The sequence below is a fragment of the Leclercia sp. G3L genome (genome assembly GCF_021117075.1).
Taxonomy (GTDB): domain Bacteria; phylum Pseudomonadota; class Gammaproteobacteria; order Enterobacterales; family Enterobacteriaceae; genus Enterobacter; species Enterobacter adecarboxylatus_C.
In genome coordinates this window covers 4013079-4024711 of record NZ_CP088265.1, presented here as the reverse complement: position 1 = coordinate 4024711, position 11633 = coordinate 4013079, and the positions used below count along the sequence as shown (strand labels likewise).

15 protein-coding genes and 1 other annotated feature are annotated in these 11633 nt (G+C 53.7%); of the genes, 12 read left to right on the top strand and 3 right to left on the bottom strand.

Annotated elements, in window-relative coordinates; genetic code table 11:
* Positions 1-40 precede the first annotated feature (40 nt).
* A protein-coding gene (locus LRS40_RS20785; protein ID WP_223216367.1) for an IS1 family transposase occupies positions 41-738 on the bottom strand; the annotation gives its coding sequence in 2 pieces (ribosomal slippage) (positions 41-489 and positions 489-738; 699 coding nt in all).
* Between the two features lie 252 nt (positions 739-990).
* Between LRS40_RS20785 and LRS40_RS20780 the strand changes: the two genes are divergently transcribed.
* Positions 991-1224: a hypothetical protein gene (locus LRS40_RS20780; RefSeq protein ID WP_156263583.1), complete on the top strand. Its 234-nt coding sequence runs from the start codon at positions 991-993 to the stop codon at positions 1222-1224.
* Positions 1225-1409: 185 nt separating this feature from the next.
* Here LRS40_RS20780 and yniD read toward each other — a convergent pair whose 3' ends face one another.
* Positions 1410-1517 carry a small membrane protein YniD gene (gene yniD, locus LRS40_RS20775; protein WP_231312552.1) on the bottom strand — a complete coding sequence of 36 codons (108 nt, stop codon included), beginning with the start codon at positions 1515-1517 and terminating at the stop codon, positions 1410-1412.
* A gap of 109 nt (positions 1518-1626) precedes the next feature.
* Positions 1627-1719, bottom strand: coding sequence for a stress response membrane protein YncL (gene yncL, locus LRS40_RS20770; protein WP_072036629.1), 93 nt, complete (start codon positions 1717-1719; stop codon positions 1627-1629).
* A gap of 327 nt (positions 1720-2046) precedes the next feature.
* On the opposite strand from yncL, the gene thrS reads away from it, so the two are divergent.
* The 11 genes from thrS to btuD all read left to right on the top strand — a co-directional run bounded on the left by thrS (position 2047) and on the right by btuD (position 11619).
* Positions 2047-3975: a threonine--tRNA ligase gene (gene thrS, locus LRS40_RS20765; protein WP_142489179.1), complete on the top strand. Its 1929-nt coding sequence runs from the start codon at positions 2047-2049 to the stop codon at positions 3973-3975.
* 3 nt (positions 3976-3978) lie between these two features.
* Positions 3979-4521, top strand: coding sequence for a translation initiation factor IF-3 (gene infC / locus LRS40_RS20760; RefSeq protein WP_023616141.1), 543 nt, complete (start codon positions 3979-3981; stop codon positions 4519-4521).
* A gap of 96 nt (positions 4522-4617) precedes the next feature.
* The gene (rpmI, locus tag LRS40_RS20755; protein WP_003030583.1) at positions 4618-4815 is read left to right on the top strand and encodes a 50S ribosomal protein L35; all 198 of its coding nucleotides are present in this window, start codon (positions 4618-4620) and stop codon (positions 4813-4815) included.
* A gap of 50 nt (positions 4816-4865) precedes the next feature.
* On the top strand, positions 4866-5222 hold the full coding sequence (rplT, locus tag LRS40_RS20750; protein ID WP_032617738.1) for a 50S ribosomal protein L20: 357 nt from the start codon (positions 4866-4868) through the stop codon (positions 5220-5222).
* 117 nt (positions 5223-5339) lie between these two features.
* Positions 5340-5463 (top strand) — a sequence feature (Phe leader region).
* Positions 5345-5389 carry a pheST operon leader peptide PheM gene (pheM, locus tag LRS40_RS20745; RefSeq protein ID WP_001386830.1) on the top strand — a complete coding sequence of 15 codons (45 nt, stop codon included), beginning with the start codon at positions 5345-5347 and terminating at the stop codon, positions 5387-5389. Its footprint overlaps the feature before it by 45 nt.
* A gap of 40 nt (positions 5464-5503) precedes the next feature.
* Positions 5504-6487 (top strand): phenylalanine--tRNA ligase subunit alpha, encoded by a 984-nt coding sequence (gene pheS / locus LRS40_RS20740; protein WP_106993635.1) that lies wholly within the window; start codon positions 5504-5506, stop codon positions 6485-6487.
* A gap of 15 nt (positions 6488-6502) precedes the next feature.
* Positions 6503-8890: a phenylalanine--tRNA ligase subunit beta gene (pheT, locus tag LRS40_RS20735; protein ID WP_231312551.1), complete on the top strand. Its 2388-nt coding sequence runs from the start codon at positions 6503-6505 to the stop codon at positions 8888-8890.
* A 4-nt stretch (positions 8891-8894) separates the two neighbouring features.
* Positions 8895-9194 carry an integration host factor subunit alpha gene (ihfA, locus tag LRS40_RS20730; protein WP_006820203.1) on the top strand — a complete coding sequence of 100 codons (300 nt, stop codon included), beginning with the start codon at positions 8895-8897 and terminating at the stop codon, positions 9192-9194.
* Positions 9195-9295: 101 nt separating this feature from the next.
* Complete coding sequence (btuC, locus tag LRS40_RS20725) at positions 9296-10276, top strand: vitamin B12 ABC transporter permease BtuC (RefSeq protein ID WP_231312550.1); 981 nt, start codon at positions 9296-9298, stop codon at positions 10274-10276.
* 36 nt (positions 10277-10312) lie between these two features.
* Complete coding sequence (locus LRS40_RS20720; RefSeq protein WP_142489182.1) at positions 10313-10864, top strand: glutathione peroxidase; 552 nt, start codon at positions 10313-10315, stop codon at positions 10862-10864.
* Positions 10864-11619 (top strand): vitamin B12 ABC transporter ATP-binding protein BtuD, encoded by a 756-nt coding sequence (gene btuD, locus LRS40_RS20715; RefSeq protein WP_231312549.1) that lies wholly within the window; start codon positions 10864-10866, stop codon positions 11617-11619. Before LRS40_RS20720 ends, btuD begins: the two co-directional genes overlap by 1 nt.
* The last annotated feature ends 14 nt before the right edge of the window (positions 11620-11633 follow it).

The following is an 11633-nucleotide window of genomic DNA, read 5'->3' as shown; positions in this document are numbered from 1 at the left end:
TGGCCCGTTTTTAATTTTTGTGCTGGGTAATGACTCCAACTTACTGATAGTGTTTTATGTTCAGATAATGCCCGATGACCTTGTCATGCAGCTCCACCGATTTTGAGAACGACAGTGACTTCCGTCCCAGCCTTGCCAGATGTTGTCTCAGATTCAGGTTATGCCGCTCAATTCGCTGAGTGTAACGCTTGCTGATTACGTGCAGCTTTCCCTTCAGGCGGGATTCATACAGCGGCCAGCCATCCGTCATCCATACCACGACCTCAAAGGCCGACAGCAGGCTCAGAAGACGCTCCAGTGTGGCCAGAGTGCGTTCACCGAAGACGTGCGCCACAACCGTCCTCCGTATCCTGTCATACGCGTAAAACAGCCAGCGCTGACGTGATTTAGCACCGACGTAGCCCCACTGTTCGTCCATTTCAGCGCAGACAATCACATCACTGCCCGGCTGTATGCGCGAGGTTACCGACTGCGGCCTGAGTTTTTTAAGTGACGTAAAATCGTGTTGAGGCCAACGCCCATAATGCGGGCGGTTGCCCGGCATCCAACACCATTCATGGCCATATCAATGATTTTCTGGTGTGTACCGGGCTGAGAGGCGGTGTAAGTGAACTGTAGCTGCCATGTTTTACGGCAGTGAGAGCAGAGATAGCGCTGATGTCCGGCAGTACTTTTACCGTTACGCACCACGCCTTCAGTAGCTGAGCAGGAGGGACAACTGATGGAGATGGAAGCCACGGGAGCACCTCAAAAACACCATCGTACACTAAATCAGTAAGTTGGCACCATTACCAACAGCGTTTTAAAAATAGCGGCAGCCGATATCTCCATATTCTCTCCATAATTCCTCGTTTTGTTAACATTCAGTTTATTTGACACGAATTGATAAATATTTTGACTATGCAAAAGTGTGATCCAGATCTAAACTAACAGGACAGGCTAGATATTTCCTTAAGGTGTTCTGCATTAATTCAGTAAGAGAAAAATATTATGAATAAAATCACAACTGCATCTGCAGCAATAGTGCTTTCTGCACTATCATTCGGCGCATTTGCCGCTGATTCTGTATATAACTCTGCCAGTGACAGCTCTACACAAATTGGCATCACCAAAGCCTCTGATGTAGAAGCCGGTTCGAACATTGCCCCGGGCTCACAATCTACCGGGCAATCCATGGATGACGCGTTCGACGTGCATAAACTGGTTGCCGGTGAATGGTCCTGATTGATTCGTCAAACGCGATAAATTCATTTGCTGGTAGTTATTACCGCTAAAAAAAACCGGATTCTGATGTACCGGTTTTTTTATTTCTGCCGTTTGTGTAAAGATATTTAAAACGTAAGTTTATATTCGTTGGGTTTTGCAAACAAAAGCGAATACAACTACGCGAAAGTACAGGGAAGATACGATTAACCCCAAAGCATCGCCGCCCAGCGTAATAACAGCAGGGCAGCACAAAGGGTGATTAACACAATCACCATCTTCCAGTATTTTTTTGAAAAGCGTTTCGTCGGCATCACATCATCCTTGTTCTTTGGTCGTGGTCGACTGCTAAGTCTACCAAAGAGCAAAAATAATTGCGCTTCACCGGGAAGTTATAGCGTCAGGCGCTGGCAACAGCGAGCTTTAAAACCAGTGAAACTTATCCGCCAGAATCACGAGTAACGCGGTGGCAGAAAGAATGTTCAGGATAACGACTGTTCTGCTGGATACGTTCATACTATGCCCCAAAGTGTGTTGTAAGGACCTGTTCAAGAATAGCTCAGCCACCCGGTATTGCGAGAAGCTGTTTGAAATTCCACGTTAAACTCATGCGAAAGTGCTAACGCGTTCAATCTGCCCGTAAGGGTGTTTTCACCCTGGCGTTAGTGTTACCATCAACAGGCTGATCGTAAATTGCCATTTTTCTGATTTCGATCCTGTGCATGATTGCGGGCCAATTTGACGATTGTTGGTCAGATGGTTTTGCAATTCACTGTAAATTAAAGATTATTTTCTTTGCATATGCTCTTATGTGTGGGGCATCACTGCAAATAAGGACATAAAATGCCTGTAATTACTCTTCCTGATGGCAGCCAACGCCATTTTGACCGCGCCGTCAGCCCAATGGATGTTGCGCTGGATATCGGCCCGGGTCTGGCGAAAGCCACTATTGCTGGCCGCGTAAACGGTACGCTGGTTGATGCTTCCGATTTAATTGAAAACGATGCGAAGCTGTCGATCATCACCGCGAAAGACGAAGAAGGTCTGGAGATCATTCGTCACTCGTGCGCTCACCTGCTCGGTCATGCGATCAAGCAGCTGTGGCCTAATACCAAAATGGCTATCGGCCCGGTTATCGACAACGGTTTCTACTATGACGTCGATCTTGACCACACGCTGACCCAGGAAGATATCGAAGCCCTCGAAAAGCGTATGCACGAGCTGGCTGAGAGCAACTACGACGTCATCAAGAAGACCGTGAGCTGGCACGAAGCGCGTGAAACCTTCGTGAAGCGTGGTGAAAACTACAAAGTCACTATTCTTGACGAGAACATTGCTCATGATGACAAGCCTGGCTTGTATCATCACGAAGAATACATCGACATGTGCCGTGGACCGCACGTGCCGAACATGCGCTTCTGCCATCACTTCAAACTGATGAAAACCGCGGGCGCTTACTGGCGTGGCGACAGCAACAATAAGATGTTGCAGCGCATCTACGGTACCGCCTGGGCTGACAAAAAAGCCCTGAACGCGTATCTGCAGCGTCTGGAAGAAGCGGCGAAGCGCGACCACCGTAAAATCGGTAAACAGCTCGACCTGTATCATATGCAGGAAGAGGCGCCGGGTATGGTCTTCTGGCACAACGACGGCTGGACTATCTTCCGTGAGCTGGAAACTTTCGTGCGTTCCAAACTGAAAGCGTACCAGTATCAGGAAGTAAAAGGCCCGTTCATGATGGACCGTGTGCTGTGGGAAAAAACCGGCCACTGGGACAACTACAAAGATGCGATGTTCACCACCTCTTCTGAGAACCGTGAATACTGCATCAAGCCAATGAACTGCCCGGGCCACGTTCAGATCTTTAACCAGGGTCTGAAATCTTACCGCGATCTGCCGCTGCGTATGGCGGAGTTCGGTAGTTGCCACCGTAACGAGCCATCAGGTGCGCTGCACGGTCTGATGCGCGTTCGTGGCTTTACGCAGGATGATGCGCATATCTTCTGTACTGAAGATCAGGTACGTGATGAAGTTAACGCCTGTATTCGTATGGTCTACGATATGTACAGCACCTTTGGCTTCGAGAAGATCGTCGTCAAACTCTCAACGCGTCCGGAAAAACGTATCGGTAGCGATGAGACCTGGGATCGTGCTGAGGCGGATCTCGCCGTGGCGCTGGAAGAGAACGGTATCCCGTTCGAATACCAGCTGGGCGAGGGCGCATTCTACGGTCCGAAAATTGAATTTACCCTGTATGACTGTCTCGATCGTGCATGGCAGTGCGGTACTGTACAGCTGGACTTCTCCCTGCCGCAGCGTTTAAGCGCCTCTTACGTTGGCGAAGATAACGAGCGTCAGGTGCCGGTAATGATTCACCGTGCTATCCTCGGTTCACTGGAGCGCTTCATCGGCATCCTGACCGAAGAGTTCGCGGGCTTCTTCCCAACCTGGCTTGCGCCAGTGCAGGTAGTCGTGATGAACATTACTGATTCTCAGGCTGATTACGTTAAAGAATTGACGCAGAAACTACAAAATGCGGGCATTCGCGTAAAAGCAGACTTGAGAAATGAGAAGATTGGCTTTAAAATCCGCGAGCACACTTTACGTCGTGTCCCGTATATGTTGGTCTGTGGTGATAAAGAGGTGGAAGCAGGCAAAGTTGCCGTTCGCACCCGCCGTGGTAAAGACCTGGGCAGCCTGGACGTAAATGAAGTGATTGAGAAGCTGCAACAAGAGATTCGCAGCCGCAGTCTTCAACAACTGGAGGAATAAGGTATTAAAGGCGGAAAACGAGTTCAAACGGCACGTCCGAATCGTATCAATGGCGAGATTCGCGCCCAGGAAGTTCGCTTAACAGGTCTGGAAGGCGAGCAGCTGGGGATTGTGAGTCTGAGAGAAGCGATCGAAAAGGCTGAAGAAGCTGGAGTAGATTTAGTTGAAATCAGCCCTAACGCCGAACCGCCAGTTTGTCGTATCATGGACTACGGCAAGTTCCTTTATGAAAAGAGCAAGTCTTCTAAGGAACAGAAGAAGAAGCAAAAAGTTATCCAGGTTAAGGAAATTAAATTCCGTCCTGGTACCGACGATGGCGATTATCAGGTAAAACTCCGCAGCCTGATACGCTTTCTGGAAGATGGCGATAAGGCCAAGATCACGCTGCGTTTCCGCGGTCGTGAGATGGCCCACCAACAGATCGGTATGGAAGTGCTTAACCGCGTCCGTGACGATCTGAGTGAACTGGCAGTAGTCGAATCCTTCCCTACGAAGATCGAAGGCCGCCAGATGATCATGGTGCTCGCTCCTAAGAAGAAACAGTAGGCCTTCAAGTAGCAAAACCTGTGGAGCCAACAGGCTTCGCAGGTTTTGTTCGCCTGGGTTTCGTTTATTTAACAATGCGAAGTGGAAGTTATTAAGATGCCAAAAATTAAGACCGTACGCGGTGCTGCTAAGCGCTTCAAAAAAACCGGTGGTGGTGGATTTAAGCGTAAGCACGCAAACCTGCGTCATATTCTGACCAAAAAATCTACTAAGCGTAAACGTCACCTGCGTCCAAAAGGCCTTGTGTCTAAAGGCGATCTGGGTCTGGTTATCGCGTGCCTGCCGTACGCATAAGCCGTTAACGTTTAATTTTTTACTAAGAATATAGATACAGGAGAGCACATATGGCTCGCGTAAAACGTGGTGTAGTTGCCCGCGCACGTCACAAGAAAATTTTGAAACAAGCCAAAGGCTACTACGGTGCGCGTTCACGCGTATACCGCGTTGCCTTCCAGGCAGTTATCAAAGCAGGTCAGTACGCTTACCGTGACCGTCGTCAACGTAAACGTCAGTTCCGTCAACTGTGGATTGCGCGTATCAACGCAGCAGCACGTCAGAACGGTATTTCTTACAGCAAATTCATCAACGGCCTGAAAAAAGCCTCTGTTGAAATCGACCGTAAGATCCTGGCTGACATCGCAGTATTCGACAAAGTAGCGTTCACCGCTCTGGTCGAAAAAGCGAAAGCAGCTCTGGCATAAGCCAGTTGAAAGAGGGAGCTCTGCTCCCTCTTTTCGTTTCAACAGCATCAAAACGTTGACAATTTTCCGCCGACCCTTTTCAATAAGGCGTTAGGTCTCTTACCACACAAGGTAATGCAAGCATGAATGCTGCTATTTTCCGCTTCTTCTTTTACTTTAGCACCTGACATCAGGAGGCTAGCGCGTGAAAGACGAAACGGAAAACAGCGCCAGAAAGCCTCCTGATGGAGGCTTTTTTTGTATCTGCCGCTTGTAAATATCGCTACATAACGAGGAAAACCATGTCACATCTCGCAGAGCTGGTTGCCAGTGCAACGGCCGCCATTAACCAGGCCTCAGATGTTGCCGCGTTAGACAACGTCCGCGTCGAATATCTGGGCAAGAAAGGGCACCTGACCCTTCAAATGACTACCCTGCGTGAGTTGCCGCCAGAAGAGCGTCCGGCTGCAGGTGCGGTGATTAACGAAGCCAAAGAGCAGGTTCAGCAGGTGCTGAACGAGCGTAAAAACGCGCTGGAAAGCGCCGCGCTGAATGCCCGCCTGGCCGCCGAAACCATCGATGTCTCCCTGCCGGGTCGCCGTATTGAGAACGGTGGTCTGCATCCGGTCACCCGCACCATCGACCGCATTGAAAGTTTCTTCGGTGAGCTCGGCTTTACCGTGGCGACCGGCCCGGAAATCGAAGACGATTACCATAACTTCGATGCCCTGAATATCCCAGGCCACCACCCGGCACGTGCTGACCACGACACTTTCTGGTTCGATGCCACGCGTCTGCTGCGCACCCAGACCTCTGGCGTGCAGATCCGTACCATGAAGGAGCAGGAACCGCCGATCCGCATCATCGCCCCGGGTCGCGTCTATCGTAACGACTACGATCAGACCCACACTCCAATGTTCCACCAGATGGAAGGTCTGATCGTTGATAAAAATATCAGCTTCACCAACCTGAAGGGCACGCTGCACGATTTCCTGAACAACTTCTTTGAGGAAGATCTGCAGGTTCGTTTCCGTCCGTCCTACTTCCCGTTCACCGAACCGTCCGCAGAAGTTGATGTGATGGGTAAAAACGGCAAATGGCTGGAAGTGCTGGGCTGCGGCATGGTGCACCCGAACGTGCTGCGTAACGTCGGCATTGACCCGGAAGTTTACTCCGGCTTTGCGTTCGGTATGGGGATGGAGCGTCTGACCATGCTGCGTTATGGCGTGACCGACTTGCGCGCTTTCTTCGAAAACGATCTGCGTTTCCTCAAACAGTTTAAATAAGGGCAGGACAGAACAATGAAATTCAGTGAACTGTGGTTACGCGAATGGGTGAACACCGAGCTCGACAGCGAGGCGCTCTCTAACCAGATCACCATGGCCGGCCTGGAAGTGGACGGCGTTGAGCCGGTTGCTGGTGCCTTTAACGGCGTGGTTATCGGTGAAGTCGTGGAGTGCGGCCAGCACCCGAACGCAGACAAACTGCGTGTCACCAAAGTTAACGTGGGCGGCGAACGTCTGCTGGATATCGTCTGCGGCGCGGCGAACTGCCGTCAGGGCCTGAAAGTGGCCGTGGCGACCGTTGGCGCGGTGCTGCCGGGTGATTTCAAAATCAAAGCGGCAAAACTGCGCGGCGAGCCTTCTGAAGGGATGCTGTGCTCGTTCTCCGAGCTGGGTATTTCCGACGATCACTCTGGCATTATTGAGCTGCCAGCGGATGCGCCGATTGGCACCGACCTGCGCGACTACCTGAAGCTCGATGACAACACTATCGAGATCAGCGTCACCCCGAACCGTGCCGACTGTTTAGGTATCATCGGCGTGGCCCGCGACGTGGCGGTACTGAACCAGACTGAACTGAACGCGCCAGAAATCGCGCCAGTTGCCGCGACTATCAGCGACACGCTGCAGATTCAGGTTGAAGCCGCAGACGCCTGTCCGCGCTACCTGGGCCGTGTGGTGAAGGGGATCAACGTCAAGGCGCCGACCCCGCTGTGGATGAAAGAGAAGCTGCGTCGCTGCGGCATCCGCTCTATCGATGCGGTGGTTGACGTGACCAACTATGTCCTGCTGGAACTGGGTCAGCCGATGCACGCGTTCGATAAAGATCGTATCGAAGGCGGGATCGTCGTGCGCATGGCGAAAGAGGGCGAAACCCTGGTCCTGCTGGACGGCAGCGAAGCCAAACTGAACGCCGACACTCTGGTGATTGCCGACCACGGCAAAGCGCTGGCGATGGGCGGCATCTTTGGCGGCGAACACTCAGGCGTGAATGACGAAACGCAAAACGTGCTGCTGGAGTGTGCTTTCTTCAGCCCGCTGTCCATTACCGGTCGTGCCCGTCGTCATGGTCTGCATACCGATGCGTCTCACCGCTATGAGCGCGGCGTGGATCCGGCCCTGCAGTACAAAGCGATGGAGCGCGCAACCCGCCTGCTGATCGACATCTGCGGCGGCGAAGCCGGTCCGGTAATTGATGTCACCAGCGACGCGTATCTGCCGAAGCCTGCGACCATCACCCTGCGTCGCGGCAAGCTGGATCGCCTGATTGGTCATCACATTGCCGATGCCCAGGTGAGCGACATTCTGCGCCGTCTGGGCTGTGAAGTGGCCGAAGGTCAGGACGAGTGGACTGCCGTAGCGCCGAGCTGGCGTTTCGATATGGAGATCGAAGAAGATCTGGTGGAAGAAGTGGCCCGTGTTTACGGCTACAACAACATTCCTGATGAGCCGGTGCAGGCTGGCCTGGTGATGGGCTCCCATCGCGAAGCCGACCTCTCTCTGAAGCGTGTGAAAACCATGCTGAACGACAAAGGTTACCAGGAAGTGATCACCTACAGTTTCGTTGACCCGAAAGTGCAGCAGCTGATCCACCCGGGCCAGGAAGCATTGATTCTGCCAAGCCCAATCTCCAGCGAAATGTCCGCCATGCGTCTGTCGCTGCTGACTGGCCTGCTAAGCACCATCGTTTACAACCAGAACCGTCAGCAGAGCCGTGTGCGCATCTTCGAAACCGGTCTGCGCTTTGTGCCGGATACCCAGGCTAACCTCGGCATCCGTCAGGATCTGATGCTGGCGGGCGCTATCTGCGGCAACCGCTATGAAGAGCACTGGGATCTGAGTAAAAACAGCGTTGATTTTTACGACCTGAAGGGCGATCTGGAATCGGTGCTGGATCTGACCGGTAAATTGTCTGAAATTGAGTTCCGTGCTGAAGCCATTCCAGCCCTGCATCCGGGCCAGAGCGCCGCGATTTATCTGAAAGGTGAACGCGTTGGTTTCATTGGTGTTGTGCACCCGGAGCTGGAACGCAAGCTGGATCTCAATGGCCGCACGCTGGCGTTTGAACTGGAGTGGAACAAGGTCGCAGACCGCGTCATTCCTCAGGCTCAGGACGTTTCCCGCTTCCCTGCAAACCGTCGTGATATTGCAGTTGTGGTGGCCGAAAATGTGCCTGCCGCAGATATTTTGGCCGAATGTAAGAAAGTTGGCGTAAATCAGGTAGTTGGCGTAAACTTATTTGACGTGTACCGCGGTAAGGGCGTAGCAGAGGGCTTTAAGAGCCTGGCTATCAGCCTGATCCTTCAGGATACCAGCCGTACACTCGAAGAAGAGGAGATTGCCGCTACCGTCGCCAAATGTGTAGAGGCATTAAAAGAGCGATTCCAGGCATCATTGAGGGATTGAACCTATGGCGCTTACAAAAGCTGAAATGTCCGAATATCTGTTTGATAAGCTTGGGCTTAGCAAACGGGATGCCAAAGAGCTGGTTGAGCTGTTTTTCGAAGAGATCCGTCGCGCTCTGGAAAATGGTGAGCAGGTAAAACTCTCCGGCTTTGGTAACTTTGATTTGCGCGACAAAAATCAACGTCCGGGCCGTAACCCGAAGACGGGTGAGGATATTCCCATTACAGCTCGCCGCGTGGTGACCTTCAGACCCGGCCAGAAGTTAAAAAGCCGTGTCGAAAACGCTTCACCCAAAGCAGAGTGATATGATCTAACCAAAAAGGCCGCTGATGCGGCCTTTTTTCTTTGCGCTGCTGTAAACCCACCGTAAAATCAGTTACATCATTCACCCGCATAATGACTCTGATGCCCGAACTTGCCCGTCAGCAGTACCGCTCCGATCTGCGTAAATTGCTCTTTCTGTTACTGGCGCTGGTTATCGCGCTGGGATTGAGCCTGTGCGCCGGCGATCGGTGGATTGGACCTGAAGCGTGGTTCACTCCCCGTGGGGAGCTGTTTATCTGGCAAATCCGCCTGCCGCGTACGCTGGCCGTGGTGCTGGTGGGGGCAGCGCTGGCGCTCAGCGGAACGATCATGCAGGCGCTGTTCGACAACCCGCTGGCGGAGCCTGGATTATTGGGCGTATCGAACGGGGCCGGGGTAGGGCTGATTGCCGCCGTGATGCTCGGCGGCGGGGTGTTATCGGGCTGGAGCTTAAGCCTCTGCGCCATCGCCGGGGCGCTGATCATCACCCTCATCTTGCTGCGTTTCGCCCGCCGTCACCTCTCCGTGAGCCGCCTGCTGCTGGCCGGGGTGGCGCTGGGTATCATCTGTAGCGCCCTGATGACCTGGGCAGTCTATTTTTCCACCGCCTTCGACCTGCGCCAGCTGATGTACTGGATGATGGGCGGTTTCGGCGGCGTGGACTGGGGGCAGGGCTGGCTGATGCTGCTGCTGGCACCCGCCATCGTCTGGTCCTGCTTTCAGGCACCGCCGCTGAACATTCTGGCGCTGGGGGAGATTTCGGCCCGTCAGCTCGGCCTGCCGCTCACCTTCTGGCGCAACACGCTGGTGGTCGCCATCGGCTGGATGGTGGGCGTGAGCGTAGCCCTGGCCGGAGCTATCGGCTTTATCGGTCTTGTCATTCCCCATATGCTGCGTTTGTGCGGTATTACCGATCACCGGCTGTTATTGCCCGCTGCGGCAGTGACGGGCGGCGCAACGCTGCTTTTCGCGGATATCATCGCGCGCCTGGCGCTCAATGCCGCGGAGCTGCCCATTGGGGTGGTGACTGCGACACTGGGCGCACCCGTGTTTATCTGGCTACTCTTAAAAGCCGGACGTTAAGTACAGCCCATCTGAAACACAACCTGAGAGAATGCTATGCCGAACGATATTCTGAACACCGAAGTGACGACCATTGATGGCAAAACCACCACCCTTGCGGACTATAAAGGCAAGGTGCTGCTGGTGGTGAACGTGGCATCGAAATGCGGTCTGACGCCGCAGTATGAGCAGCTCGAAAATATCCACAAAGCATGGGAAAAGGACGGGTTTACCGTGCTCGGTTTCCCGTGCAACCAGTTCCTCGGCCAGGAGCCCGGTAGCGAAGAGGAGATCAAAACCTTCTGTAGCACTACCTATGGCATTACCTTCCCGATGTTCAGCAAAATCGATGTCAATGGCGAAGCCCGTCACCCGCTGTACCAAAAATTGATTGCCGCCGCCCCGGTGGCTGTCGCTCCTGAAAGCAGCGGTTTTTATGAGCGTCTGGCAAGCAAAGGCCGTGCGCCGCTCTATCCTGATGACATTTTATGGAATTTCGAAAAATTCCTGATTGGCCGCGATGGGGAAGTGGTCCAGCGTTTTGCGCCGGATATGACCCCTGAGGATCCGATCCTGATGGAAGCGATCAAGCTGGCACTCGCGAAGTAATGTCGATGCTGATGCAGCTCAATGGCGTGACGGAAACCGGGCGTCTGCAAGCGATTTCCGCCCAGGTTAATGCGGGGGAGATCCTGCACCTGGTCGGCCCGAACGGGGCAGGTAAAAGCACATTGCTTGCGCGTATGGCCGGGCTGAGCGCCGGGCCGGGCGAAATCCTGTTGCGGGGCGAGCCGCTCCCCCGGTGGTCCCCTGCGTCGCTGGCCTGCCGCAGGGCTTATCTGGCCCAGCAGCAAAGCGCGCCGTTCGCCATGCCGGTCTGGCACTATCTGACGTTGCATCAGTACGACAAACAGCAAAAAACGTTGTTAAGTGACGTGGCGGGGGCGCTGGGTATCGAGGATAAGCTGTCTCGCCACGTCAGCCAGCTCTCCGGCGGGGAGTGGCAGCGCGTGCGGCTGGCTGCCGTGATCCTGCAAATCCACCCTGTCGGCAATCCGCACGGCCAGCTATTGTTGCTGGACGAGCCGATGAACAGTCTCGACGTCGCCCAGCAGGTGGCCCTCGACCGGCTGTTAAGCGCCCTGTCACGGCAGGGGATTGCGGTGGTTATGAGCAGCCACGATTTGAACCATACGCTGCGCCACGCCCATCGCGTCTGGCTGTTGAAGCGGGGGTTGCTTATCGCCAGCGGCGCGCGGGACAGCGTGCTGACGCCGCCGAATCTGGCTAAAGCCTACGACATGTCATTTCGCCGTCTGGACATCGAAGGTCACAGAATGATCATTTCGACGTCCCAGGAATAACCGCTTGTTGCACA